Genomic DNA, 25,964 nt, shown 5'->3' with positions numbered 1-25,964 from the left:
GGGGCAAAGCATTCGCTTGCGCCCGGGCGTGGCCGGTCGCCGCTATGGGCGGGCCGCGCCCGGCGGAACCCAGACGAGCTCGATCTGAAGGTCGTCCGCCCGCAGGGTGGTGAAACCCAGCCGCGCATAGAGGCGCTGCGCCCGCGCGTTGTCCGTGCTCACCGAGAGGCGGAGCGGCAGGCCGGCCGCGCGCGCCGCCTCCATGGTTTCGCCGAGCAGCCGCGTGCCAACCCCCCGCCCGCGCCGGGCGGGCAGGAGCGCGATGTCGACCAGGGTGAGCGCGTCGCTTCCCCGATCGGTCACGATCCGCCCGATCGCCGTACCGGCCCGCTCCACCACGTCGAAGCAGGCACCGGGATAGCGCGCCCGGTAGGTCATGCGCTGCCCCGCGAAGCCCTGGCGCAGCAGCAGGTCGCGCAAGGCAGGGGCCAGCCCGACCAGAGGCGGGCCGTGGACGGAGGCGAACAGGGCGAACAGGAATTCGGCGTCCGCCGGGCCCTCGGGACGCCGATCCGCCGGCTGCGTCATTGCCGAGGCGGGAAGATGCCCTGGAGCGCGATGATGAAGTTCACCGTCAGGTAGGGCTGCCGATTCTCGTGCGGCTGGCTGCCCCCCTGGGGGCCGAGCGTGCCGGCACTCAGTTGGACCGGATTGGCCGGATTGCCCGTTGTGAAGCTGTTGAAGGGGACGTCTCCAACCGGATTCTCGGTCTGCGCCAGGTTGTTGCCCGACGGTGCGTTCGTCAGGCCGGTCGATGCGTCGACCGTCATCGCGTGCGTGTGGGCGGGCATCTGCGAGACCTGCAGCGTGACGCTCTCGACGCCGCCGCGCTGGGCCATCGCGTAGGGCTGCAGGCCGCCGCCCTGGCCCTGATGGACCGGGACACGGCCCCGGAGATCCGGCAGGCCGAAGGTGTTCACTCCATCGCCTCCGAACTGGACGCCGAGCAGTGTGTAGAGCGCGGTGTTGCTTCGGATCGGCAGAAGCTGGCCGTTGCAGAAGGCCCAGCCCTGGGGCTCATAATTGAAGGCGACCATCCTGATTTCGCCGAGATATGGATCCATCGTTTCCCCCGAATAGGCGCGCGATCGATCGTCGATCGCGCCAATGTCTTTGAATGCAAGTCGTCGAACGCGAAGGCTTCGCGTCTTGTAAGACTTCGTGTTCGATCTATTGTCCCGATTGATGCAATATACGCGATCGACAGGGCCGGCCCCGCCTTGCAGGCGAAGCCCCAAGTCGACGTCCGGAAACCAAATTCGTCTCGGAACGCGGTGACACGACGTGTGCCGAGCGGATCGGTCTCGCGCCGAGGGCGCCCGCGCCCGGCGATATCATGAAGACAGATGCGGTGCCGCTTGTCACCCTGGATTGCACCGGAAGCATAAAAATGTGATCGCCAAATTTCTGCCACAACCCGAGATTGTCTCTTTGGCGCAACAGATGTTCGATTTCTCGCGAAATCGAAATCCGGCCTCTCCCATGAGGTTTCGAATCTTGTAATGACTATACGACTACCCGCCACACATTGCTGACGTCATGTGAACGTGCGCACAGTTACGGGAATTCGCGTATGGCTAACTATACCTACGAGTTCACGACCAACGGGCTTACGGGCGTCATCACGCTCACCGTCGATACGACGACGCTGTATACCTACAGCGCGAACGGATCGTTCCAGGGATACCCGATCACGGGAATTAGCGGCAGCTTCAACGGCCAGACCATCACCGGTTTGCTTGCGTCCAACAACACGACGCAGGGCGGCAATGTCCTGACGAATGACGGGGCCGCGAATGGCGGCGGTGTGGCCGGCACGTATGACAACGTGTTCTGGCTCAACGACACGCAGGGCAACGGCGGTACCGCCAGCAGCGGAAAGGCGAGCATCTACGGCATCGACAACCGGGGCTTCGCCTTCACGGCCGGCGGGACCGATTATCGCATCTCCAAGCAGAGCACCTCCAACACCAACTTCATCTACCAGTCGAACGGGACGGCGTCTCAAGCCACGACCTTCGACGCGGCGGATTCCAACGTGCCCTGCTACGTCACCGGCACGCGCATCCGCACCGCGCGCGGCGAGGTCGCGGTCGAGGACCTGACGGTGGGCGACCTCGCCGTCACGGCTGAAGGCGCCGAGCGGCCGATCCGCTGGATCGGCCGCAGCACGCTTCCCTGCCGGGGCCGCGCCGACCGCCTGCCCGTGCGCATCGCCGCGGGGGCCTTCGGACCGGGCAAGCCCGCCCGCGACCTCCTGGTCTCGCCCGCCCACGCGATCTGCGTCGACCTGATGGGCGAGGTGCTTATCCCCGCCATCCGCCTCGTCAACGGCACCACCATCACCCAGGTCGCGGTCGAGCACGTCACCTACTGGCACGTCGAACTCGACGGCCACGACATCCTGCTCGCCGAGAACCTGCCCGCCGAGAGTTACCTCGATTGCGGCAACCGTGCCTTCTTCGCCGATGCCGGCGTCACCGATCGGGCAGCGCTGCCGGATGCCCGGCCCGAGGGTCCGCTCGCCTTCTGCCGGCCCTTCCACGAGGACGGCGCGCTGGTCGACCTCGTGCGCGCCCGCCTGGAGGAGCGCGCCGGGACCCTCGGCTGGTCGCTGGTCGACGAATCGCTCGCCGGCCTGCACGTGGTGGCCGACGGCGCGGTGATCCGCCCCGACGTCGCGGATCTCACCGCCCGCTTCGTGCTGCCGGCGGACGCGCGGGACGTGCGCCTCGTCTCCGACACCAGCGTGCCGGCCCACGTCCTGCCGGGCTCCTCCGACGATCGCCGCCTCGGGGTCTCGCTCGGTGGCCTCACCATCGACGACGGTCTGACGGGTGCCCGCGCCATCGCCCTCGACGACCCGCGTCTCGGGGCGGGCCTCCACCCCGCCGAGGGGGACGAGGCCGGGGCGTGCTGGCGCTGGACGGACGGCGCGGCCACCCTGCCGGCCGCCCTCTGGGAGGGCTGCCGCGGCGTGTTCTTCCTGCGCCTCACGCTGGCGCGCCCTGCCCTGCCGCGCTGGGTCGGCCCGCGAGAAACGGCCGGCGTGATCGACCTGTCGGAGATCCGCCGCCGCGCCTGATGAGGCCTCGATACGCGGCGCCCGGATTGCGGGAGGTCCGCCTCACCAGCCCATGCTGCCGGGGCCGCCCTTGAACGGGCCGACGAGGCCGGGGGTGATCCAGCCGCCGTAGAAGCCTCCGGGCTGCGGCGTCACCCGCGCGTCGCCGACGAAGCAGGCCTCCATCGGGCCGGCATAGAAGGCGACGTAGCCGGCCAGATCCGAAAAATCCGGGGTCGGGTCGGGATACGCCCAGGCCGCCCCCTCGGCGCGGCGGTCCCCGGCCGCGACGTCGTGGAGGACGGCACGGCCCTTCCACTCGCAGATCCCGGCCCGGCGGGCGGGACCGAGCACGCCCGCCGCCACGTCGCCGGGCGGAAAATAATAGGTCGGCGGGTGGCTCGTCTCCAGCACGCGCAAGCCCGCGCGGGTGTCCGCGATGGTCCGCCCGCCCAGCACCACGCGCAGACGCGCGGCGACGGATTCCAGGGCAGGCGGACGCGGATAGGCCCAGACGCTCTCCTCGTTCGGACCGGGCGGGATCGGGGTGGGCCACATGGCGCGGAACCTTGCGAGGATCGGGTGAGCGGAGAGATAGGGCAACGCGCCGCGCCCGCCTCTGTCCCAGCCCCCCGTTTTCCCTTCTCCCGTTTTCCCTTGGCGCGAGGCGTGCTAGCGCAGGCCCGGATCAGACGAAGGGACCATCCCGCGTGACCGAGCCCACCGCGTTCGCCCTGTATCTCGACTTCGACGGCACCCTGGTGGAGATCGCGCCGAAGCCCGACCAGGTGCGGGTCGATCCGGCCCTGGCGCCCGCCCTGGAGCGCCTGCGCACCCGGCTCGGCGGCGCGCTCGCCATCGTCACCGGGCGTCCCATCGCGGTGATCGACGATTTCCTCGCGCCCGCCCGCTTCGACGTGGCGGGCCTGCACGGGGTCGAGCGTCGGGTCGACGGCGTGGTCTCGGGCGGCAGCGCCGCGGATCACCCCGCTTTGCGCGCCCAGGTGCCGGCCCTGCACGCGGCGGTCGCCCACCTCGAACATGTGCTGATCGAGGACAAGGGCGCCTCCGTGGCGGTGCATTGGCGCCTCGCCACGCCGAGCGACGCCGCCGCCGCCGAGGACGCGGTCAAGGCCGCGGCCGCCGCCCTCGGGACCCCCTACCGGCTCCAGCTCGGCAAGGCCGTGGGCGAGATCGTGCCCGCCTCCGCCACCAAGGGCCACGCCATCCGGGCGCTCGGGCAGAATCCGCCCTATGCGGGCCGCCGGGCGATCTTCTTCGGCGACGACCTCACCGACGAGAAGGCCTTCGCGGTGGTCAACGAGACCGGCGGCGTCAGCGTCCGCGTCGGCGGGGCCGAGACCATCGCGGCCCGCCGGCTCGCCGATCCCGACGACGTGCGCCGCCTGCTCTACGCCTGGGCCGACGGCGCGGCCATCGACCCCGACGACCTGCCGCCGGCCTGACCGAGTTCCCCTCCCCAGCCCGGGCCGCCGGGCGCATGACGGAAGTGGCGCGCATGTTCGAATTTCCCGTCCTCGTCGGCGACATCGGCGGCACCAACGCGCGCTTCGCGCTGGTGCCCGAGGCCGGCGCCGAGCCGGTCCTGCTCTCGCGCGAGGAGACGGCCGGCCACCCCGACCCCAGCGCCGCCATCCGGGCCTCCCTGGACAGAGCGTCCACGGAGACGGGCGGTGGCCCGGCCCCGCGCTCGGCCATCCTCGCGGTGGCGGCCCGGGTCGACGGGCCGGCGGTGCGGCTCACCAATGCCGATTGGGTGATCGAGGGCGCCCGGATCGGGCGGGATTTCGGGCTCTCGCGCGCCGTCGTGGTCAACGATTACGTGCCCGTGGCGGCGGGGGCGGCCGGGATCAGCCCCTCCGAGCTGACCCCCATCGGCCCCCACCGGGAGGAGGGCCGGAAAGGGGACCAGGGCGCGCGCCTCGTGCTCGGCCCCGGCACCGGCTTCGGCGCGGCGGCCCTGCTCCCCGTGGGCGAGCGTCTCCTCATCGTCTCCACGGAGAGCGGCCACGTGGATTTCGGGCCGAGCACGCAGGCCGAGCACGCGCTCTGGCCGCACCTGGAGCGGGTCGAGGGCCGCGTCACCGTCGAGGCGCTGCTCTCCGGCCCCGGCCTGACGCGGCTGCACGCGGGCCTGCACCGGCTGCGCACCGGCACGGATGCCGCGCCCCTCGACCCCGCCGCCGTCACCGAGGCCGGCCTCTCCGGCGCCGACCCGGACGCGGCCGCCGCCCTCAACCTGTTCGCCAAGTTCCTCGGCCGGGTCTGCGGCGACCTCGCGCTCACCTTCCTCGCCACGGGCGGCGTCTATATCGGCGGCGGTATCGCCCCCCGCATCCTGGACGTGCTCCAGCGGGGGCCGTTCCGCGCGGCCTTCGAGCACAAGCCGCCCTTCGTGGACCAGATGCGGGTGATCCCCACCAGCGTCATCGCGGTGCACGACCCGGCGCTGACCGGCCTCGCGGCGCTGGCGAGCCAGCCCGACCGGTTCTTCTATCACGGCCAGGTCTGGCAGGCGGATTGACGGCCGGACCCGGGATGCGTGCCCGGCTCGGCGCCGCCCTGGCGACACTCATAGCCCTTCTCGCCGCCCTTCTCGGATTTCTCGCCCTCGCGGCCCTGCTGACGGCGCGGCCCGGCGATTCCGCCCTCTATCCGGCGCAAGGGGGTGACGGCGAGACCGTCGCCCTGGTCTCGCACGGCTGGCATTCCGGCCTCGTCCTGCCGCGCGCCGTCCTGACGGGCGCGGGCGGCGGCCCGGCGCTGGCCGACATCGCGACGCGGTTCAGGGCCTATCCCGACCTCGAATTCGGCTGGGGCGAGGCGCGTTTCTACCGGGCGACGCCGACCCTGGCGCAGTTCGATGCCGGCCTCGCCCTCGAAGCCCTGTTCACGCCGGGCGGCCGGCCGGGCGTGGTCCAGGTGGTGGGCCTGGAGCGCCCGGCGCGCGACAGCTTCCCCCATTCCGAGATCGTGCCCGTGCGGGTCTCGCGCGCCGGCCTCGCGCGGCTGCTGGCCCGGCTGGAGGCGAGCTTCCGCCTCACCGAGGGCCGGCCCGTCGCGGGTGGCCCGGGCCTCTACGGGCCGAGCCTGTTCTACGAAGGCGAGGGCCGCTTCTCCTACGCCAATGTCTGCAACCACTGGGCGGCGCGCCTGCTCGGCGCCGCGGGCCTGCCGGTCACTCCGGTGCTCGACACCCATCCGGCGGGTCTGCTCCTCGACCTGCGCTGGCGTGCCGGCTTGAGCCCGCTGCCGGGCGCGAACCTGTCCAAACCGTAATCCTGGCGCCACGCGCGGGTCAGGCGGCGCCCCCTACAAACCGTGCCACGGCCCGCCGACGGCGCGGCCCCCCGATCCGGAGATCTTGATGTCCATTCAGCCCAACCGTCTGCGCCGCAACGCCCTCGCCTCCGTTGCCGTCGCCGCCCTCGTCGCCACGGGCGCTACCGGAATCGGCCTGACCCAGCCGGCGACGCCGGCCTACGCGCAGTCCCTCTCCAAGAACCCGATCGAGACCCCCGACCACCCGCCGGGCTCCTTCGCCAGCGTGGTCGACAAGGTGAAGCCGGGCGTGGTCGCCGTGAAGGTGAAGCTCGACGACAGCGCTGATTCCGACGACGAGGACGGTCCCGGTCAGGGCCAGCAGCAGGTGCCCCCGCAGCTGCGCGAGTTCTTCAAGCGCTTCGGCCAGGGCGGTCCGGGCCAGGGCCAGGGCTTCGGCGGTCAGAGCCCGCGGCGTCAGGGCCAGCGCGGCGCCATGGGTTCGGGCTTCATCATCTCGGCGGACGGCTACGTCGTCACCAACAACCACGTGGTCGACAAGGCCAAGTCCGTTCAGGTGACCCTCGACGACAACCGCACCCTCGACGCCAAGGTCATCGGCAAGGACCCGAAGACCGATCTGGCGCTCCTCAAGATCAGCGACGGCGGCACCTTCCCCTACGTCTCCCTCAGCAAGTCGGCGCCCCGCGTCGGCGACTGGGTGGTGGCCATCGGCAACCCGTTCGGCCTCGGCGGCACCGTCACGGCCGGCATCGTCTCCGCCCGTGGCCGCGACATCGGCGCCGGCCCCTACGACGACTTCCTGCAGATCGACGCCCCCATCAACAAGGGCAATTCCGGCGGCCCGACCTTCAACGTCGGCGGCGAAGTGGTGGGCGTGAACACCGCGATCGCCTCGCCCTCCGGCGGCAGCGTCGGCCTTGCCTTCGCGATTCCCGCCGAGACCGTGCAGGCGGTGGTCGACCAGCTGCGGGCCGACGGCAAGGTGGCGCGCGGCTATCTCGGCGTGCAGGTCCAACCGGTGACGAAGGACATCGCCGACGGCCTCGGCCTCGACAAGGCCAAGGGCGCGCTCGTGGACCACGCCGAGGCCGGCACCCCGGCGGCGAAGGCGGGCCTGAAGTCGGGCGACGTCATCGAGTCGGTCAACGGAAGCCCGATCAACGACGCCAAGGAACTGTCCCGCAAGATCGCCGGCATCAAGCCGGGCGCCAAGGTCGAGCTGACCTACCTGCGCAGCGGCAAGTCCGACACCGCGACGGTGGAACTCGGCGTCCTGCCGAACGACACCAAGGTGGCGGGCATCGACCGGGGCTCCGCCCGGGACGGGCAGCCCCGCCTCGGCCTCAGCCTCGCCCCGGCCTCGGAGGTCGGTGCCGGCTCCGAGGGCGTCGCGGTGATGGAGGTCGATCCCGACGGTCCGGCGGCGGCCAAGGGCATCGAGCAGGGCGACATCATCCTCGACGTCGCGGGTTCCAGCGTCTCGCGCCCCTCCGAGGTCGCCGAGCGCGTGCGCTCCGCCGAGACGAGCGGCCGCAAGGCCGTGCTGATGCGGGTCAAGAACGCGAAGGGCATCACCCGCTTCGTCGCGGTCGCCCTCAACAAGGCCGGCTGATCCCCGGCGCCGACCACGCCTTCATCGATCCGACCGGACAGAACGCCGGCCCGTATCAACGGGCCGGCGTTCCCGCATGCGCGATCGGACGCGACGCGCAGATCGCGGCGAGCTTGAGGCGCCGCGCGACGGCTCCGCCATCTTGGGGAAGCGGGACGAAGCTTGGTCCTCAGGCGCGCCGCCGGAAGTCGGCTAGCTCGGCCACGCCGGCCGCTTCGCGCGGCCCGACCCAGCGCGGCAGGGCGGCGGATGACAGCTCGACCCGCAGGAAGACCACCTCTTCGCAGCCCGCCCAGAGGTCGGCCGGCAGGACCGCCGCGCCGTCCGTCCAGCGCGTCGCGCCGTTCGCGTCCAGGGCGTGGAAGCCTTGCGCCAGGCGTGCATCGTCCAGCGCGATCTCCCGCGCGCCTGTCAGGCCGTCGTCCAGGGTGAGGGCGGAGAGCGAGACGCCGAGGCGCCGGTCGTCGGAGGAGCCCGGCAGGACGTGGGCCGGCACGCTGGTGTCGGAGACGAGGCGCACATCCCGCGCATCCGCCGGCAGCACGAAGCGGGCGGTCAGGCCCCGCACACCGGGACGGATCACCCGCCCGTCGGCGACGAGGCGCAAGCCGGCGAGCGGTTCGTCGATCAGCGACCAGCCGAGCCCCCTGGCGCGCTCTTCAAGCCGGGCGCGCACGAGGTCGACCAGCGCGCCCGCCTCGTGGAACGGGCGGCAGAACGCGAGCGGCCCCTCGGGCCGGATATCGGGCAGCGCTGCCCGGTCGGTGACGCCGGCATCGGCGAAGCAGGCATCGTGGCCGCAATCGGGGTAGCTCTCCGCGAGCAGGTTCTCGGCGAGCAGGATGTCGTGGCCGTCGAGTTCGACGTGCCAGTAGGTGACGTGCTCGACCGCGACCTTGGTGATGGTGGTGACGTTGACGAGGCGGATGGCGGGGATGAGCACCTCGCCCATCAGGTCGACGCAGATCGCGTGGGCGGGCGAGACCAGGAGGTCGCGGGCGGGCTTGCCCGGTCCGAAGGCATCCGCGGCGATGCGCACGGGCCGGACCTTGCGGGGCTCGGGGTGGCGGGCGCAGTCGGTGGCGCGTTGGCCGAGCCAGCGAATGGGGCGGTGCTGGCCCGAGGCGGTCACGGCCATGTCACCCACCGTCAGATCCTCGACGGGCACGTCGCGCGCGGTCCCGTCGCGCGTGACCCGGATCGCGGTGCCGGCGGCGTAGCAGACCGCGTCGGCCACGAAGACGTCGGCTACACCGTTAGTGTCGTTGGCCACGAGATCGGTGGCGGTGCTCGTGAAGGCGACCCGCGAACCATTGCTCGAGATCGAGGAATTGGTGCTGCTGCCGGTGGCCTCCGATCCGTCGCTCGCGACCGAGACGCGGTTGGTGGTGCCGGCAGTCAGGTCCCGGACGAAGACGTCGGTCGTGCCGTTCGTGTCGCCGGCTACGAGATTGGTGGCGGTGCTCGAGAAGGTGACCCGCGTGCCGTCGGCCGAGATCGAGGGGGCAATGCTGCTGCCGGTGCTGGTCTGTGATCCGTCGCTCGCGACGGAGACCCGGGTCGTGGTGCTGGCGGTCAGGTCCCGGACGAAGACGTCGGTCGTCCCGTTCGTGTCGCCGGACACGAGATTGCTGGCGGCGCTCGCGAAGGCGACGTGCGTGCCGTCACCCGAGATGACGGCGGTGCTGCTACTGCTGGTTGCTTGTGATCCGTCGTTCGCGACGGAGACGCGGGTGGTGGTGCTGGCTGTCAGGTCCCGGACGAAGATGTCGGTCGTGCCGTTCGTGTCGCCGGACACGAGGTTGGCGGCGTTGCTCTGGAAGGCGACGCGCGTGCCGTCGGCCGAGATCGAGGCAGTGGTGCTGGCGCCGGCGGCCTGTGTTCCGTCGCTCGCGACGGAGACGCGGGTTGTGGTGCCGGCGGTCAAGTTTCGGACGAAGATGTCGCTCGCGTTGTTCGTGTCTCCGGCCACGAGGTTGCCGGCATTGCTCTGGAAGACGACGTGCGTGCCGTCGGCCGAGATCGCGGCGGCGGTGCTGCTGCTGCTGCCCTGTGTTCCGTCGCTCGCGACGGAGACACGGGTGGTGGTGCCGGCGGTCAGGTCCCGGACGAAGATGTCGCTCGTGCCGTTCGTGTCTCCGGCCACGAGGTTGGTGGCATTGCTCGTGAAGGCGACGTAGCGGCCGTCGGCCGAGATCGAGGGGTTGGTGCTGCTGCTGTTGCCCTGTGTGCCGCTGCTCGCCACGGAGACGAGGGTGACCGCGCCGGTGAGCAGATCCTTGAGGAAGATGTCCTGCTGACTGTTCGCATCGCCGGTCACGAGGTTGGTGGCGACACTCGTGAAGACGACGTAGCGCCCGTCTGCCGAGACCTGAGATCCCGTTATCGTGGTCGCGCTGTTGCCGTTGCCCTGTGTCCCGTCGGCCGCCGTCGAAGCGCTCGTGATGGTCATCATCGTATCCTGCCGGGCCGCACCGATCTCGGCGCTCTCGTTCCCTCAAAATCCTTCATGACAAGCTGAATTAGGTTAGAGAACCATAAATACACAGCATAGTTGATTCTGATGGATGAGTGCGTCGATTCTGCCACAGATCAGATCGCGGTTTCATCTTGATCGATGAACTGATCCGCGTTGATTGGATCAAGTCTTTGACGGCAGTACAGCGGGACAAAACATCCGAACGAGAGTGATAGTGATCCGCGATGAGGTCGAACGATGGGTTCGCTTCGACGAGACTGAATAGGAGATCTCGCGATCCTGCCTCGTCACACGATCGGGACGCGCCGATGCGGTCCGGGCCCCGCTGCTCGTCATCGATCATCGCAGGGCCCCGACCGCCCGTTCGACACGGATGCCGTATGCGCGGCCCTATGCGCGGTACGGACGGTGAACCCAGGCCCCCCTGGCTCGGACATGTGGCTCGGCGTGTCCGGCCGTGACGCGGCCGTTCTTGCTCCCCCGACACGGCCGGATTTCGGGCCGAAACCGGATTCCGCGCGCGGGCGCGGGGTGACGCGGGGGCGCCGAGGCGTCATGGTGCGCCCCGCTCGCCGCCCGCGCGGCTCCATATGGACCTGAGACACCATGACGACGATCGCCGACCGCAGCACGGCCGAACTTGGCGACCTGCGCGCGCAGGCCAAGGCCGCCTACGATGCCTTCAAGGCGCGGGGCCTCAAGCTCGACATGACGCGCGGCAAGCCGGCGCCCGAGCAGCTCGACCTCGCCTCCGGGATGCTCGCCCTGCCGGGCAACGGCGACTACACCACCGCGGCCCACGAGGATGCCCGCAACTACGGCGGCCAGCAGGGCCTGCCCGAGCTGCGCGCCCTGTTCGCCCACCTCATCGACGCGCCGGCCGACCAGATCGTGGTCGGCGGCACTTCGAGCCTCGCGCTGATGCACGACACCATCGTGTGGGCGCTGCTGAAGGGCGTGCCGGGCTCCGAGCGGCCCTGGTCGAAGGAGGAGGCGCCGGTCTTCCTCTGCCCGGTGCCGGGCTACGACCGCCACTTCGCCCTCTGCGAGGAATTCGGCATCCGCATGATCCCGGTGCCGATGACGGGTCAGGGCCCCGACATGGACCTCGTCGAGGAACTCGTCACGGATCCGGCCGTGAAGGGCATGTGGTGCGTGCCGAAATACGCCAACCCCTCGGGCGAGATCTACTCCGACGAGACCGTCCGGCGGCTCGCCGCGATGAAGACCGGCGCCCCCGATTTCCGCCTGTTCTGGGACAACGCCTACGCGGTGCACCACCTCACCGCCGAGCGCCACCCGGTGCGGGACATCCTGGCCGCCTGCGCCGAGGCGGGACATCCGGACCGGCCCTTCCTCTTCGCCTCGACCTCGAAGATCACGCTGGCGGGCGCTGGCCTCGCGACCTTCGCGGGCTCGCCCGAGAACACGCGCTGGTTCCTGGCCCGCTCGTCGAAGCAGACCATCGGCCCGGACAAGCTCAACCAGTTGCGCCACGTGCGCTTCCTGCGCGACGCCGCCGGCCTCCAGGCCCACATGGATGCGCACCGGGCGCTGATCGCGCCGAAATTCGCGGCGGTGCAGGAGGCCCTCGACCGGCATCTTTCGGGCACCGGCGCGGCGCGCTGGACCCGGCCCGAGGGCGGCTACTTCATCACCGTCGAGGCCCGCGACGGCACGGCCACCGAGGTGGTGCGCCTCGCCAAGGAGGCCGGCATCGCCCTGACCCCCGCCGGCGCGACCTCGCCCTACGGCCGCGACCCGCGGGACAGCGTGCTGCGCCTCGCCCCCACCTTCCCGAGCCTCGACGACGTGACGATGGCGGCCGAGGGCATCGCCCTCTGCATCCTTCTTGCATCGCTCGATGCGGAGCATCGGGTGCGCGAGCGCACGGTCGCATGAGGCGTCCGTCGCAATCCGGAAAAAGACGCGCCGGATGATGCGGGCGAATCCGGGGAGGCGACGCGATGGTGACACGGGCGAGATGGCGACGGACCGACACAGGTCTCTTGCTCGCTCTCTTCGTTGGTTCCTTGCCCGGCCTCGTGCTCCTCGGCGTCGCGCGTCCGGCGTTGGCAAAGCCGGCCTGGACCACGGGCACCTTCGTCTACGCCGACCTCTGCACCCAGCCGGAGAGCGGAACGCGCGTCGGGCAGCGCGTCATCCTGCGCCGCTCGCCGAACGGCGACGGACTCACCTACGAGGGGGCGGAGCAATCCGGCCCCCTCGCGGCCGGTGACATGACCGTGGATGACGCGACCCACGCCATCACCTTCGCGGTGGAGACCGGAGCCGGCGCCCTCCACTTCGAGGGCGTCGCCACCCCGGACGCCCTGACCGGAACCTTCGAGGACGAGGCCGGCGCGCACCCGGTCCACCTGCCGCGCGTGCTGCGCTCGCATGCCCACGAGGCCTGCCGGGGCGAGACGACCGGATCGATCGACCGGAGGCGTTGAGGTCTGGGACTTCCCCGTGGCCTGCGGTAGATCTGACCCATGACGTTTCCCGTTCGGCTCGCCACCCTGTGCCTCCTCGTCCTGGCCCCGGTCCCTCCCGCCCTGGCGGCGGATGCCTGCGACGCGCTGACGGCGCGAATGATCCGCGCGACCGGAGCCTCGCTCGCAGGACGAGACGGCTCCCGTGCGGTGTTCCGCGCGGCCGATGCGGAGCGCATGAGCCTCGACTGCCGGGCACCGCGCCGGATGGTCTTCGCCGCGCTGGCGCGTGAGCCGGGACGTCCGTTCTACGGGCTGATCGGACTGGCGGCGCAGGCGCTCACCGGCGCCAGCGCCGAAGCGGTCGAGACCCTGGCCCTGGCCCTGCATCAGGAAGCGCTGCTCACCGGGCGCCCGCGGCAGGGTCGGGCGGGGCGTGCGGCCCTCCGCTGCGAGACGGCACCGGACACGGACCCCTTCGTGGACGTGCGCACCCGCTGCATCCTGGTGCCGAGCCCGGCGCTTCGCCGGCGGGCCGGCCTTTTCGCGGCGGCCGGGGCGGGCTAGACCGGCCCCATGCCTGAGATCACCTCGCCCGACATCGCCTCGCCCGAGACCGCCGTCGTCCATGCCGGACCGGTCGCCTTCGCCAATCACCTGCCCTTCGCGCTGATCGCCGGCCCGTGCCAGCTCGAGAGCCGCGACCACGCGATCGAGATCGCCGACGCCCTGAAGGCGATGACCGACCGCCTCGGCATCGGCCTCGTGTTCAAGGCCTCCTTCGACAAGGCGAACCGGACCTCCGGTTCCACCGCGCGCGGCCTCGGGCTCGCGGGGGCGCTGCCGATCTTCGCCGAGATCAAGGCGCGCTTCGGCCTGCCGGTGCTGACCGACGTGCACGAGGCCGCGCAGTGCGCGCCCGCCGCCGAGGTGATCGACGTGCTCCAGATTCCGGCCTTCCTCTGCCGGCAGACCGACCTCCTGCTCGCCGCCGCCGCCACGGGGCGGGTGGTGAACGTGAAGAAGGGCCAGTTCCTCGCCCCCTGGGACATGGCGCATGTCGCCGCCAAGGTGACGGGCGCGGGCAATCCCCACGTGCTGGTCACCGAGCGCGGGGCCTCCTTCGGCTACAACACCCTGGTCTCGGACATGCGCAGCCTGCCCATCATGGCGCGCGTCACCGGCGCCCCGGTGGTGTTCGACGCGACCCACTCGGTGCAGCAGCCGGGCGGCCAGGGCGCGACCTCCGGCGGGCAGCGCGAGTTCGTGGCGGTGCTCGCCCGCGCCGCCGTGGCGGTCGGGGTCGCGGGCCTGTTCGTCGAGACGCATCCCGATCCGGACCGCGCCCCCTCGGACGGCCCCAACATGGTGCCGCTGAAGGCGATGCCGTCCCTGCTCGCCGAGCTTCAGGCGTTCGATCGTCTGGCAAAGGCGCGAAAGGGCGATGCTTAGACGTCGCTCGAGCCTAGTCCCGGGCTGAATTCGCCGGAACAGGGCGGCGTTCCGATGCCATGAGGGCGTCGGCGAACCTGAACCGAACCAGATGATGCGGCTCGGGTATTGTGCCGAGCGCGCCCTCTCAACGGGAACGATCGCGGCAGCTTGACGTTGGATGAGCCAATACGCCCTCGAACGCCGAAGGATTCCATGCGCAAGCTCGCCCTCATCTCCGCCCTGACCCTCTCGCTCGGTGGCCTCGCCGCCGCCACCTCGGCCGAGGCCGGCCCGCGCGGTCACGGCTACGGCCATGGCGGTTACGGACATGGCCATGCCTATGGCGGCCGTGGTTACGGACGGGGCGGCTACGCCTATGGCGGCCGTCGTCGCGGTATCGGGACCGGTGCGGCGGTCGGACTTGGCATCGCCGGTCTGGCTGCGGGCGCCATCGCGGCCGGCGCGGCACGGGACGCCTATTACCGCGACGGCTATGCCCGTCCGGCCTATGGTTACGGCGCCCCTGCCTACGGCTACGGTTACTGATACGGTTTCCAGCATCTGAGGGCTGGCCGTGCTTCGATACGGTTGGGGCTTCCGGCACTCTGACGGTTTCCAGGCTCGCCACGATGGTATGTGCTTTGCCATCGTAGCGCGGCCGTCAAACGTCATGATCCGCGTATTCCGAACGGTTGTCGGCCTCTATGACCGGACCACGCCCGGCCTCAGGATCTACCTGCGATACAGCGCCTGCGCGGGCTGCTGGCTTTTGACGTCCCCTGTCGCTTTGGTCCGGCCGATTGCGAGGTTTCCGGTTTTGTGAGCCTCTGACGAGAGGAGCGGAGCCGTGAAGAAGAGTAGTTCACCGGAGAGCAGATCGCCTTCGCGCTGAAGCAGGCCGAGACCGGACGCAGGTCGCGGATACAGGGATGAGGGCCTCAGCCCGCGACTCAAGCGGCTGCACCGGCAGGTTAGCGCAGCCCATTGCGAGCGTCAGCCGGCGCGCTGCGGTCGAACGAGTGCTGGTCGATGGACTTCGTCTCCGACGCGCTCGGCCGCCGGCTGCGGGCCCTCACGGTCGTCGACGCCTTCATACGTGAGGCTCTGGCAATTGATGTCGACCGGGGCATCAAGGGCGAGCAGGTGGCGGCCGTGGCCTGCCGCTTGGCGCTGCTGCTCGGAGCACCCCGTGCGATTCAGGTCGATAACGGGCCGGAACTCGTCTCGAAGGCGCTCGACCGCTGGGCCTACGAGAACGGCGTCACGCTAGACTTCTCGCGCCCCGGCAAGTCGCGCCCTGGCAAGCCGACCGACAACGCGCTGGTCGGGTCCTTCAACGGCGGCCTTCCCGACGAGGGCCTGAACGCGAACTGGTTCTCGGCTGGCCGACGCGCGGAGCAACATCGAAACGTGGCGGCGGCAGTACAACGAGAGCCGTCCTCACACAGCCCTGGGGGGCTGACGCTCCAGGAATTCGCCTTGGCGGCGGCCGAGCAGGCCGCTGAATGAGACCCGGAGGCTTAACCTTCGGTCGGACCAAAATCCGGGAGACCCTCAAACAGCCCAAGACCTTGCATAGGCCGTGGACCACGAACGGGGTCAACGCCAATGGATCAATCGCGCGCAATCAGAGTTCTTGCAGATCTCAGGAGTGTCCTGCCGCATCGTTCTTGTCAGGAGTTCTACATGGTCAAGTTTGCATTCTCCGCTCTCGCCGCTTTTGCACTGGCAACCCCTGCTTGTGCTCAGGTGATCGAGACGCCGACCAGCACCACCGTGATCGTTCCGCCCGGCGCTCCGGGCGTCGTGACCCGTCAGCCGGGCTCGTCCGGTGAAGAGGGTGCGATGACCTATTCGCCGACTGGCCGGGCCGCAGACGGCATCTCCAATGACTCGGCTGCTGCCGGGAACGAAGGCCAACCCTCCCGCATCGGCTCGACCGGAAGCGGTGGCGGGGGCGGCAGATAACAACCTCAAGGTCGGGCAGGATCGAATTTACGGTTGCGGGCTCGTGAACAATCCCGCAATCGATGTCGGGTGAAGGCTTCGGTATGTGGTCCCCCGTCGCTGTCCGAGACAGTGATCGGCCTGTTCAAGACCGAGGTATTCCATCGACGCGGTTCGTGGCGGTCCTTCGAGGCTGTCGAGTATGCTACCCTTGGATGGGTCGACTGGTTCAACCAACGGGGGCTTCTCGGACAGACGGCCCGGTACCTCGCGCCGAGGCGGAAGCACGCTATCATGCCCGAGCCTTCGCCAACCAAGCTGTCATAGCCCGAGACCTTGCATCGTCCGTGGACCACAAACAGGGTCACCTCCAACCCGAAGCTGCACTGACTTCAAACACGGACCACCAAATGGAGGCACGCCACCTCAGGACGCGCCCCCTCGTGCAGTCAGATGGGCGATATGACGAACGGCCAGGACGTAGCCGTGGGTGCCGAAACCCGCCATCACGGCGGTTGCAGCAAGCGAGACGTAGGAGTGGTGCCGGAAGGCCTCGCGCTTGTGGACGTTGGAGATGTGGCACTCCACGATGGGCACCTCGCAGGCGTTCAGCGCATCGAGGATCGCGACCGAGGTATGGGTGAAGGCCGCCGGGTTGATGACGATGCCGGCCGAACCGACGCGATACTCATGGATCCAGTCGATGATCTGGTGCTCGGCGTTGCTCTGGTGGAACGCGATCGTTAGGCCGAACCCCTCGGCCTCGGCCCGGCAGCGCGCCTCGACATCAGCCAGGGTTTCATGACCGTAAATCTCGGGCTGGCGCTTGCCGAGGAGGTTCAGATTGGGTCCGTTGAGGATTAGGATCGTGTCGTTCATGGCAAGCCTCCTGGTTGAATCGCGGTGACAGCGTAGCGGGGACGGGCGTGCCACACCTTCGCCTTGAACGTGCATGGTGAAGCATCATTTCGATAAGAGATTGCATGCGGTGACTCCCGGTGGCGAGGAACCGCCACGGGCCGCGACTTGCGAAAACCGCACGGGTGGATCAATGCAGGCGTCATCGTAATCCGCCCACCGTCTCCGCGTTTCCCAGCGTCATGAGTTTCCTCAAATGGATGCCGTCAACACAGGCGGGAAGCCGTCCGGCCGCCGACCCCGTACCAATGATCCCGACAGGACGAAGGCCGACATCATTACGGTGGCCACGGCGGAATTCTCCAGCAATGGCCTGAGCGGCGCCCGGGTCGATGCCATCGCGGAGAAGACCCGCACCTCGAAGCGGATGATCTACTACTACTTCGGCAGCAAGGAAGGTCTGTATCTCGCGGTGCTGGAGCAGGCCTATGCCGAGATCCGGGCCATCGAGGAGTCGCTGCGCCTCGACGCCCTCGATCCCGAGGCCGCGATCCGGCAACTGGTGGAGATGACCTTCGACTACGACGAGGCCCATCCCGATTTCGTCCGCCTCGTCGGCATCGAGAACATCCACAAGGCCGAGCACCTCGCCGGATCCTCGGTGATCCGGGACATGAACCTCAGCATCATCGCGACCATTCGGGCGGTCCTGGTACGCGGCTGCGAGGCCGGGTTGTTCCGGCCGGGGGTCGATCCGGTCGATCTGCACCTGATGATCAGCGCCTTCTGCTTCTTCCGGGTGGCCAACCGGCATACGTTCGAGGCGATCTTCCAGGTGGATTTCGCCGATCCGGCGGCGCGTGAACGCCACAAGCGGATGATCGGCGACGCCGTCATCCGCTATCTGACGATCGGCTGAGGGGGTCAGCCCTTCCAGCCGAGATCCTGCATCGGCGTGCGGTAGGTCTCGCGCGCCGTGAAGATCGAGCCGGCGGCGACGAGGCAGACGATCGTCACGAAGATCGCCACCGGCATCCAACCATCGCTGCCCGTTCCCTGCACCGCGGCGGCGATGCTCGGCGCGAACCCGGCCATGGCGAAGCCGAGCTGGGTCCCGATGGCGACGCCCGACAGCCGCACGCGGGTATCGAACATCTCCGAGTACAGGGACGGCCAGATGCCGTTGGCTGCACTGTAGACCACGCCCGACAGGATCAGGCCGAAGACGTAGATCAGCGTGACGTCGGCCTGGGCGATAGCCCAGAGGTAGGGGTAGATCAGGGCCGCGCAGCCGAGCGCGCCGAACATGAAGACCGGCCGGCGCCCGATGCGGTCGGCGAGCTTGGCCCAGAGCGGGATCGCGACCAGCGCCACGACGTTGCAGAGGATGAGCAGCGTCAGCATGGTCGGGCGCGGCAGCTTGATGGTGTTGACCGCGTAGGACAGCGTGTAGACCGTGAAGATCGTGCTCACCACCGCGATGGTCGCGGCGAGCACCACGCGCAGCACGTCCTTCCACTGGTGGCGGAACAGGGCCACGACCGGGGCTTCGGTGGCCGTGTGCTCGTGCCGCTCCTCCTCGAAGGCCGGGGTTTCCGGCAGGGTCCGCCGCACCCAGAAACCGACGGCGACGACGGCCAGGCTGAAGAAGAACGGGATGCGCCAGCCCCAGGAGAGCATCTGCTCCTCGGGCATCGCCGAGATCGGCAGGAAGGCGAGGGTCGCCAGGATCAGGCCGGCCTGCGTCCCGCTCAAGGTGAAGCTCGTATAGAAGGCGCGCTGGTCGGGTGGGGCGTGCTCCAGGGTCATCGAGCTGGCGCCCGCCTGCTCGCCTGCGGCCGAGATCCCCTGAAGCAGGCGCGCCAGCACCAGCAGGGTCGGGGCGAGGATGCCCGCCTGCTCGTAGGTCGGCAGGCAGCCGATGAGGAAGGTCGAGATGCCCATCAGCAGCAGGGTGAAGGTGAGCACCTTCTTGCGTCCGAACTTGTCGCCGACATGCCCCAGGACCACGGCGCCCACGGGCCGGGTGATGTAGGCGACGCCGAAGGTGGCGAACGATGCGATGGCCGCCGCCTGCGGGTTGTCCGGCGAGAAGAACAGCTTCGGGAAGATCAGCGCCGCGGCGGTGCCGTAGATGAAGAAGTCGTAATACTCGACCGCGCTGCCGAGCCAACTCGCGAGCGCCGCCTTTCGCGAGGCTCCGGAATGGACGACGGCGTGGTCCGCACCGACGTGCGGATTCGTGGCACCGAATGACATGGGCGTTTCCTCCTGAGCGCCGGCGATGCGGCGGCGATGTTCTGTTTTTTTGTTGTTGTCCGAGGCTCGTTCGGCGCGGGCGCGCTTCCCCTCGCGGCTCGGAAGAGTTCTTGGGTCTCGTCGGCGGCACGTCGCCACGCGCGTGACCGCGCCGGGACAGTCCCCGGCGAGGGACTGCCCCGCGCCCGGTTCAGGCGCCGGCCACGTCCGGGCACATCTGGGTGAAGTGCGCCTGCATCCGCGCGGGATCGGGGGTCACGCCGGTGAACAGCCGGAAAGCTTCCACGGCCTGGAACACCGCCATGCCGCCGCCGTCGAGGGTGCGGCAGCCGATGCGGCGCGCCTCGCGCAGGAGGGCCGTCTCGAGGGGGAAGTAGACGATCTCGGACACCCAGAGCCCCGGATGCAGGACGCCGGCCTCGAGGGGCAGGCCCGGATGCTTGGCCATGCCGGTGGGCGTGCAGTGGACGAGGCCGTCCGCCGCCGCCAGGTCGGCGCGAAGGTCGCCGCAGGCGCGCGCCCGGCCCGCTCCGAACCGGGCGTTGAGGCTCTCCGCCACCGCCTCGGCGCGGGCCGGATCGATGTCGGAGAGGCAGAGTTCGCCGACGCCGAGGGTCAGGAGGGCATGGGCGACCGCCGCCCCCGCGCCCCCGGCGCCGAGCTGCACCACGCGAGCCGTCGCCGCACCCGGCAGACCGCGCCGAAAACTCTCGGCGAACCCCCACCAGTCGGTGTTGTGGCCCGTCCGGCGCCCGTCCCGCAGGACGACGGTGTTGACGGCGCCCAGCGCCTCCGCGTCGGGCGAGAGATCGTCGAGGTGCTGCATCACCGCCTGCTTGCACGGGTAGGTGATGTTGAGGCCGCAGAAGCCCATGCGCTCGGCCGCTCGCAGCAGGTCGGGCAGATCGTCCGGCCCGAGGCCGAGCCGGTCGAGGTCGATGCGCTGATAGAGCAGGTTCAGGCCGTTCGCCGCCCCCTCGCACTCATGCAGCGCCGGGGTCCGGGAGGCCTGGATGCCGGCCCCGATCAGCCCGACGAGGTGGCGGGGACGCTCGTGCGTCTCGATCATCGCAGACCTCCGTGTGGTCCGGAGCCTGCCGTCGGGCGTCGGCACGACGCGGGTAGGGCGAACCCTCGCGGGGCCGCGATGGGATGGGGCGCGCAATGGCCCGGCGGAGATCCGCGCATGCCTGCTTCCTGACGTTGCCTGGGGGAGGGCTTGATTGGTTTCGCCCACTTGATTGCTAATGAACAAACTAGTACGTTCATGTCAACAGCGATTGTGCCTCGGACGATCCTCAATGTTCGGCCGGCGGAAAACAGTCATGATTTCATCGGGATAGAAGCGCGAGAGCGAGATGAGGCATCCAGAGCCACGGGGCCGTTCGGTCCGCATGCCGATGCGCCGGACCGAATCGGTTCCGCGATTCGGGCGCGTCTGACAGGCCCCGGCCGATCCGGCCACAGGCCGCGCTGGCCCTTCGACACGCGGGAAAACGTCGCCCGAACGCACGGGGCAATCTCAAGTCATCGATCTCCCGAGACACGCGCAACGCGGCCGGGTTCCACAAGCAGAGGGACGAAACGAATCCATGGCCGAGCACCGTGAATTCCTCCAGCGCGACCGCAGGGTCCATCCGCCCGCCTTCACGCCGGAATACAAGACCAGCGTGCTGCGCGCGCCGCGCCGGGCCTTGCTGTCGCTCCAGAACTCGCTCTCGGAGGTGACCGGGCCGACCTTCGGCCACGATGCGATCGGCCCCCTCGATAACGATTTGATCCTGAACTACGCCCAGGACGGCCAGCCCATCGGCGAGCGCATCATCGTCACCGGGCGGGTCTGCGACGAGCACGGACGCGGCGTGCCCCACACCCTCGTCGAGTTCTGGCAGGCCAATGCGGGCGGGCGCTACCGGCACCGCAACGACCGTTACCTCGCGCCCATCGATCCGAACTTCGGCGGATGCGGTCGGACCCTGACGGACGCGGACGGCCACTACGTCTTTCGCACGATCAAGCCCGGACCTTACCCGTGGCGCAACAACCTCAATTCCTGGCGCCCCGCCCATATCCACTTTTCGGTGTTCGGTTCGGGCTTCGCCCAGCGCCTGATCACGCAGATGTACTTCGAGGGCGATCCGTTGATCTGGCGCGATCCGATGGTGCTCGGCATCCCGGACCGGGCGGCGGCCGAGCGCCTGATCGCCCCCCTCGACCTCGACGCGGCGATCCCCCTCGACATGCTCGCCTACCGCTTCGACATCGTGCTGCGCGGACGCCAATCGACGGTGTTCGAGAACAAGCTCCAGGGGAATTGACCATGGTCCAGCCCCTGCCCGCTCGGCTTCCCGAGACGCCGTCCCAGACCGCCGGACCCTATGTCCATATCGGGCTGATCCCGCATCAGGCCGGGTTCAAGATCTTCGAGACGTCCTTCTCCAACGTGCTCGCCGGCCCGGACGCGCAGGGCGAGCGCATCCTCGTCGAGGGCCGCGTCTTCGACGGGGCGAACGAGCCCGTCCGCGACGTGCTGATCGAAGTCTGGCAGGCGGACGCGGCCGGGCGCTACGCGCACCCGGCCGACCCGCGCCACGCTTCGGCCGACCCCGCCCTTTGCGGCTGGGGCCGCACGGGGTCCGATTTCGAGACCGGGCTCTACCGCTTCGAGACGGTGAAGCCGGGTTCGGTCGTCGGCCGGCACGGACGGCCGATGGCGCCGCATCTCAACCTCTGGATCGTGGCGCGCGGCATCAATATCGGGCTGCAGACCCGCCTCTACTTCGCCGACGAGACGCAAGCCAACGCCGCCGACCCGGTGCTCAACCTCATCGAGCAGGCGAGCCGGCGCGAGACGCTGCTGGCAAGGCGCGAGACCCGCGACGGAACGACCGTCTACGTCTTCGACATCCACCTTCAGGGCGACGCCGAGACGGTGTTCTTCGACGTCTGACACCGCCGCGATCGAAGTCAAAAAATTCAGGGAGACAAACGCCATGAGTCAACCCGTCGTCGTCGCCGTCGCGATCACCGGCTCCGTGCCGCGCAAGGCCGACAACCCCGCCCTGCCCGTCACCGTGTCCGAGCAGATCGAATCGACCCACGCCGCCTACGAGGCCGGCGCGACGCTCGCGCACATCCACGTCCGCAACGCGGACGAGAGCTCCTCGTCCGATCCCGACAAGTTCGCCGCCGTGCAGGCGGGCCTGCGCACGCATTGCCCGGGCATGATCGTGCAGTTCTCGACCGGCGGGCGCGGGCGCGATCCGGCGAGCCGCGGCCTCTCGCTCCAGCACGCCCCCGACATGGCCTCGCTCTCGACGGGCTCGGTCAACTTTCCCACCATCGTCTACGAGAACCACGCCACCCTCGTGCACGATCTGGCGTCCCAGATGCAGCGCGTCGGCACGCGGCCCGAGATCGAGATCTTCGACCTGTCGCACCTGCACGGCGCCAAGCGCCTCGTGGAAGCCGGGCTGATGGATGACCGGCCCCACGTCCAGTTCGTGATGGGCGTTCAGAACGCGATGCCGGCCGACGAACACCTCCTCGACATCCTGCTCGCCGAATTGCGGCGGGTGCTGCCGAGGGCGACCTGGACGGCCGCCGGCATCGGCCGGCATCAGGCGCCCGTGATGGATTGGGCCCTGGCGCGCGGCGCGGACGCCGTCCGCACCGGGCTCGAGGACAACATCCGCATCACCAAGGATCGGCTCGCCGCGAGCAACGCCGAACTGGTGGGCCTCGCCGTCGAGGCGGTGACGCGCCACGGCCGGACGGTGGCGAGCCCGGCCCAGGCCCGCACCGTCCTCGGCCTGTCCGCGTGATCCGCCGCCGATGACCTTCTCGGCCCTCGATTCCGCCCTCCTCGGGCCACTCTTCGCCACCGACGCCATGCGGGCGGTCTTCTCCGACGAGGCCCGCGTCGCCGCCATGGTCCGGGCGGAATCCGCCCTGGCCCGGGCTCAGGCCGCCGCCGGCCTCGTGCCCGAGGGACTCGCCACGGCCCTCGACGGGTTGCCCCACGGCGCCCTCGATCCGGCGGCCCTCGGGCGCGGCACGGCGCTCGCGGGCGTGCCGGTCATTCCCTTCGTGAAGGCGGTTCGGCGTCTGCTGCCGCCCGAGCTGGAGGGCCATTTCCATAAGGGTGCGACCACCCAGGACATCGCCGATACCGGCCTCGTCCTGCAACTGCGCGCCGCCTTCGATCTCGTGGAGGCGGAGTTCGCGCCCATCCTGGCGGGGCTCACGCGTCTAGCCGCGACGCATCGCGAGACTCCCTGCGTCGGGCGCACCTACGGGCAGCAGGCCGCGCCGATCAGCTTCGGCTACAAGGCCGGCATCTGGGCCCTCGGCCTCGCCGAGGTGGCGCAGCAAGGTCACGGCTTACGCGAGCGGATGCTCACCGTCTCCCTCGGCGGCCCGGTCGGGACGCTGGCGGCCCTCGGCGACCGGGACGAGGCCGTGGCGCGCGCCTTCGCGGCGGAGTGCGGCCTGAACGCCGATCCGGTGGCGTGGCACGCGCGGCGTGGCCGGATCGTCGAGACCGGAGCCTGGCTCGCCCGCCTGATGGGGGCGCTCGCCAAGTTCGCCACCGACGTGGTGAGCCTCGCCTCCACGGAAGTGGGCGAGGTCGCCGAGCCCTACGTGCCGGGCCGGGGCGGGTCCTCGGCGATGCCGCACAAGCGCAATCCCGTCTCGGCGACGGTGATCCTGGCCGCCTTCGCCGCCGCCAAGGGGCATGCGGCGATCCTGCTCGATGCGATGCCGGCGGCCCACGAGCGCCCGGCCGGGCCCTGGCACGCGGAGTGGCACGCGCTGCCCCAGCTCTTCGGGCTCGCCTCCGGTGCGTTGCGGGAGGCGCGTGCCCTCGCCGAGGGGCTCGTGGTCGATCCCGCCCGCATGCGCGCCAACCTCGATCTCACGCGCGGCCTGCTGTTCGCGGATTCCGCCGCCGCACACCTCACCGCGACGTTGGGTGGTGCGGCCTCCCACGCCCTCGTCGAGACGGCGGCCGGCGCCGTGCGGGACGGCGGGGGCGATCTGCGGTCCGTGCTGGACGCCATGCCCGAGACGGAGGGCGTCGATCTCGGCCCCGCCTTCGATCTCGCCCCGTCCCTGAAGGCCGCCTCCAGGGCGACCGACCGTGCGCTCGCGGAGATCGCGCGCCTCGTCCCGGCCTCCCGCGACACCCCCGAACGAGCGACACGCCCATGCCCCTGATCGCCATCAACGGCACCCTCCTGAACTACGACCTGTCGGGGCCGAGCGGCGCGCCGGTGGTCGCTTTCTCGAACTCGCTCGGCACCGGCATGGCGATGTGGGACGGCGTCGTGCCGTCCCTGCGCGGCCGCTACCGCATCCTGCGCTACGACACGCGCGGCCATGGCGGATCGCAGACCCGCGACGAGCCGGCCTCCATCGGCGACCTCGCGGGCGACCTCCTCGGCCTCCTCGACGCCCTCGGCATCGCCCGCGCGCACCTCGTCGGCCTGTCGCTCGGCGGCATGACCGTCCAGGCGCTGGCCAGCGCCGAGCCCGATCGCGTCCTCAGCCTGACCCTGATGGCCACCGCCGCCCACCTGCCGAGCGAGGCATCCTGGAACGAGCGCGCCGCCACGGTGCGGGCCGAGGGCACGGGGGCCATCGTCGAGGCCACGCTGGGGCGCTGGTTCACGCCCGGCTTCGCCGAGCGCGCGCCCGACCTCGTCGGTCCCGTCCGCGACGGCTTCGTCGCCACCGACGATGCGGGCTACGCCATCTGCTGCGGCGCCATCGCGGGGATGGACCTGCGTCCGGTCCTGCGCTGGATCACCGCGCCGACGCTCGTGATCGCCGGGCGCGACGACCCCGCGACGCCCCCCGCCATGGCCGAGGAGATCTGCGCGGGCATCCGCTGGGCCGAACTCGTGGTCATCCCGCGCGCGGCCCACCTTCTCGCGGTGGAGCGCGCCGAGGTTGCGAGCGCGCATCTCCTCGGCTTCCTCGATCGCCATCGCGGGCCGTCCGTCGCGACGGGGGCGGTTCCGTTCGCGAGCGGCGTGGCGAACCGCCGGAGCGTCCTCGGTGAAGCGCACGTGGCCCGCTCGCTGGACCGGGCGGACGGGTTCTCGATGCCCTGGCAGGATTTCATCACCCGTACCGCCTGGGGCGAGATCTGGGGCGACGCGCGCCTGCCCTGGAAGACGCGCTCCCTCGTGACCCTGGCGATGATGGTCGCCCTGGGGCGTGAGGAGGAGTTCAAGCTCCACATCGATCCGGCCCTGCGCAACGGGGTGGATCTCGGCGAATTGCAGGCCCTGCTGCTGCAGACCGCGATCTATGCCGGCGTTCCGGCGGCCAACGGCGCCTTCCGCTGGGTGCGGGACGTGCTCGGCGAAGGCCTGGACGATCTCGAGACCAAAGGACCCGCGAACGGGACGGGCGAAATGGGGAGGACGGCATGAAGAAAGTACATTCCGACGCGACGTCGGCTTTGGCCGGCGTGCTGAAGGACGGCATGACGATCATGTGCGGGGGCTTCGGCCTGTGCGGCATCCCGGATGCGCTGATCGACGCGGTGCGGGATTCGGG

General features: G+C 70.0%; 26 protein-coding genes and 1 pseudogene. 20 read left to right on the top strand and 7 right to left on the bottom strand.

Translation table 11 applies throughout. From position 1 onward, the window contains the following. Window positions 1-42: 42 nt before the first annotated feature. The gene (locus MKK54_RS01215) at window positions 43-528 is read right to left on the bottom strand and encodes a GNAT family N-acetyltransferase (RefSeq protein WP_244008691.1); all 486 of its coding nucleotides are present in this window, start codon (window positions 526-528) and stop codon (window positions 43-45) included. Next, on the bottom strand, window positions 525-1,037 hold the full coding sequence (locus MKK54_RS01210; RefSeq protein WP_244008690.1) for a phage tail protein: 513 nt from the start codon (window positions 1,035-1,037) through the stop codon (window positions 525-527). Before MKK54_RS01210 ends, MKK54_RS01215 begins: the two co-directional genes overlap by 4 nt. Window positions 1,038-1,573: 536 nt before the next feature. On the opposite strand from MKK54_RS01210, the gene MKK54_RS01205 reads away from it, so the two are divergent. Next, window positions 1,574-3,085: a Hint domain-containing protein gene (locus tag MKK54_RS01205; protein WP_244008689.1), complete on the top strand. Its 1,512-nt coding sequence runs from the start codon at window positions 1,574-1,576 to the stop codon at window positions 3,083-3,085. Between the two features lie 42 nt (window positions 3,086-3,127). Here MKK54_RS01205 and MKK54_RS01200 read toward each other — a convergent pair whose 3' ends face one another. Continuing rightward, on the bottom strand, window positions 3,128-3,622 hold the full coding sequence (locus MKK54_RS01200) for a DUF427 domain-containing protein (RefSeq protein WP_244008688.1): 495 nt from the start codon (window positions 3,620-3,622) through the stop codon (window positions 3,128-3,130). 152 nt (window positions 3,623-3,774) lie between these two features. Here MKK54_RS01200 and otsB point away from each other — a divergent pair, with 152 nt between their 5' ends. The 4 genes from otsB to MKK54_RS01180 all read left to right on the top strand — a co-directional run bounded on the left by otsB (window position 3,775) and on the right by MKK54_RS01180 (window position 7,982). Beyond that, complete coding sequence (gene otsB / locus MKK54_RS01195) at window positions 3,775-4,530, top strand: trehalose-phosphatase (protein ID WP_244008687.1); 756 nt, start codon at window positions 3,775-3,777, stop codon at window positions 4,528-4,530. A gap of 53 nt (window positions 4,531-4,583) precedes the next feature. Next, entirely contained in the window at window positions 4,584-5,609 is a 1,026-nt protein-coding gene (locus tag MKK54_RS01190) for a glucokinase (RefSeq protein ID WP_244008686.1), read from the top strand. A 14-nt stretch (window positions 5,610-5,623) separates the two neighbouring features. After that, window positions 5,624-6,364: a DUF2459 domain-containing protein gene (locus tag MKK54_RS01185; RefSeq protein WP_244008685.1), complete on the top strand. Its 741-nt coding sequence runs from the start codon at window positions 5,624-5,626 to the stop codon at window positions 6,362-6,364. An 88-nt stretch (window positions 6,365-6,452) separates the two neighbouring features. Continuing rightward, window positions 6,453-7,982 carry a Do family serine endopeptidase gene (locus MKK54_RS01180; RefSeq protein WP_244008684.1) on the top strand — a complete coding sequence of 510 codons (1,530 nt, stop codon included), beginning with the start codon at window positions 6,453-6,455 and terminating at the stop codon, window positions 7,980-7,982. A gap of 169 nt (window positions 7,983-8,151) precedes the next feature. Here the strand turns inward: MKK54_RS01180 and MKK54_RS01175 are convergent, their stop codons facing one another. Next, the gene (locus tag MKK54_RS01175; protein ID WP_244008683.1) at window positions 8,152-10,434 is read right to left on the bottom strand and encodes a Hint domain-containing protein; all 2,283 of its coding nucleotides are present in this window, start codon (window positions 10,432-10,434) and stop codon (window positions 8,152-8,154) included. A 633-nt stretch (window positions 10,435-11,067) separates the two neighbouring features. Between MKK54_RS01175 and MKK54_RS01170 the strand changes: the two genes are divergently transcribed. The 8 genes and pseudogenes from MKK54_RS01170 to MKK54_RS01135 all read left to right on the top strand — a co-directional run. Beyond that, the gene (locus MKK54_RS01170; RefSeq protein ID WP_244008682.1) at window positions 11,068-12,363 is read left to right on the top strand and encodes an aminotransferase class I/II-fold pyridoxal phosphate-dependent enzyme; all 1,296 of its coding nucleotides are present in this window, start codon (window positions 11,068-11,070) and stop codon (window positions 12,361-12,363) included. A 107-nt stretch (window positions 12,364-12,470) separates the two neighbouring features. Then, window positions 12,471-12,917 (top strand): hypothetical protein, encoded by a 447-nt coding sequence (locus MKK54_RS01165; protein WP_244008681.1) that lies wholly within the window; start codon window positions 12,471-12,473, stop codon window positions 12,915-12,917. 39 nt (window positions 12,918-12,956) lie between these two features. Further along, window positions 12,957-13,463 (top strand): hypothetical protein, encoded by a 507-nt coding sequence (locus MKK54_RS01160; RefSeq protein ID WP_244008680.1) that lies wholly within the window; start codon window positions 12,957-12,959, stop codon window positions 13,461-13,463. Between the two features lie 9 nt (window positions 13,464-13,472). Then, window positions 13,473-14,348, top strand: a complete 876-nt coding sequence (gene kdsA / locus MKK54_RS01155) for a 3-deoxy-8-phosphooctulonate synthase (protein ID WP_244008679.1) — start codon at window positions 13,473-13,475, stop codon at window positions 14,346-14,348. Between the two features lie 195 nt (window positions 14,349-14,543). Further along, window positions 14,544-14,876, top strand: a complete 333-nt coding sequence (locus MKK54_RS01150) for a hypothetical protein (protein ID WP_244008678.1) — start codon at window positions 14,544-14,546, stop codon at window positions 14,874-14,876. A gap of 483 nt (window positions 14,877-15,359) precedes the next feature. After that, complete coding sequence (locus MKK54_RS01145) at window positions 15,360-15,839, top strand: DDE-type integrase/transposase/recombinase (protein ID WP_409564105.1); 480 nt, start codon at window positions 15,360-15,362, stop codon at window positions 15,837-15,839. A 177-nt stretch (window positions 15,840-16,016) separates the two neighbouring features. Next, complete coding sequence (locus MKK54_RS01140; RefSeq protein WP_244008677.1) at window positions 16,017-16,298, top strand: hypothetical protein; 282 nt, start codon at window positions 16,017-16,019, stop codon at window positions 16,296-16,298. Window positions 16,299-16,394: 96 nt separating this feature from the next. After that, window positions 16,395-16,582, top strand: a pseudogene (locus MKK54_RS01135) (IS3 family transposase); the annotation flags it as partial. A 121-nt stretch (window positions 16,583-16,703) separates the two neighbouring features. Here MKK54_RS01135 and aroQ read toward each other — a convergent pair. After that, window positions 16,704-17,156 (bottom strand): type II 3-dehydroquinate dehydratase, encoded by a 453-nt coding sequence (gene aroQ / locus MKK54_RS01130; protein WP_244008676.1) that lies wholly within the window; start codon window positions 17,154-17,156, stop codon window positions 16,704-16,706. 235 nt (window positions 17,157-17,391) lie between these two features. On the opposite strand from aroQ, the gene MKK54_RS01125 reads away from it, so the two are divergent. After that, entirely contained in the window at window positions 17,392-18,054 is a 663-nt protein-coding gene (locus MKK54_RS01125; RefSeq protein WP_244008675.1) for a TetR family transcriptional regulator, read from the top strand. Window positions 18,055-18,059: 5 nt separating this feature from the next. Here MKK54_RS01125 and MKK54_RS01120 read toward each other — a convergent pair whose 3' ends face one another. Both MKK54_RS01120 and MKK54_RS01115 read right to left on the bottom strand, forming a co-directional pair. Then, window positions 18,060-19,394 (bottom strand): MFS transporter, encoded by a 1,335-nt coding sequence (locus tag MKK54_RS01120; RefSeq protein ID WP_244008674.1) that lies wholly within the window; start codon window positions 19,392-19,394, stop codon window positions 18,060-18,062. Window positions 19,395-19,584: 190 nt separating this feature from the next. Next, window positions 19,585-20,463: a shikimate dehydrogenase gene (locus MKK54_RS01115; protein ID WP_244008673.1), complete on the bottom strand. Its 879-nt coding sequence runs from the start codon at window positions 20,461-20,463 to the stop codon at window positions 19,585-19,587. A 523-nt stretch (window positions 20,464-20,986) separates the two neighbouring features. On the opposite strand from MKK54_RS01115, the gene pcaH reads away from it, so the two are divergent. The 6 genes from pcaH to MKK54_RS01085 form a co-directional block, all read left to right on the top strand. Continuing rightward, window positions 20,987-21,712, top strand: coding sequence for a protocatechuate 3,4-dioxygenase subunit beta (gene pcaH / locus MKK54_RS01110; RefSeq protein WP_244008672.1), 726 nt, complete (start codon window positions 20,987-20,989; stop codon window positions 21,710-21,712). Window positions 21,713-21,714: 2 nt separating this feature from the next. Continuing rightward, the gene (gene pcaG / locus MKK54_RS01105; RefSeq protein WP_244008671.1) at window positions 21,715-22,344 is read left to right on the top strand and encodes a protocatechuate 3,4-dioxygenase subunit alpha; all 630 of its coding nucleotides are present in this window, start codon (window positions 21,715-21,717) and stop codon (window positions 22,342-22,344) included. Window positions 22,345-22,387: 43 nt separating this feature from the next. Continuing rightward, window positions 22,388-23,218 (top strand): 3-keto-5-aminohexanoate cleavage protein, encoded by an 831-nt coding sequence (locus MKK54_RS01100; RefSeq protein WP_244008670.1) that lies wholly within the window; start codon window positions 22,388-22,390, stop codon window positions 23,216-23,218. A 10-nt stretch (window positions 23,219-23,228) separates the two neighbouring features. Continuing rightward, window positions 23,229-24,614: an adenylosuccinate lyase family protein gene (locus MKK54_RS01095; RefSeq protein WP_244008669.1), complete on the top strand. Its 1,386-nt coding sequence runs from the start codon at window positions 23,229-23,231 to the stop codon at window positions 24,612-24,614. Continuing rightward, entirely contained in the window at window positions 24,605-25,837 is a 1,233-nt protein-coding gene (gene pcaD / locus MKK54_RS01090) for a 3-oxoadipate enol-lactonase (RefSeq protein ID WP_244008668.1), read from the top strand. Before MKK54_RS01095 ends, pcaD begins: the two co-directional genes overlap by 10 nt. Continuing rightward, window positions 25,834-25,964: CoA-transferase (locus MKK54_RS01085; protein WP_279597093.1), on the top strand; the 131-nt coding region annotated here is incomplete at its 3' end. The genes pcaD and MKK54_RS01085, both read left to right, overlap by 4 nt.

Source organism: Methylobacterium sp. J-068, assembly GCF_022829445.1.
Classification (GTDB): domain Bacteria; phylum Pseudomonadota; class Alphaproteobacteria; order Rhizobiales; family Beijerinckiaceae; genus Methylobacterium.
Note: the sequence above shows the minus strand (reverse complement) of the source record. Positions and strands in the feature narration are given on the sequence as shown.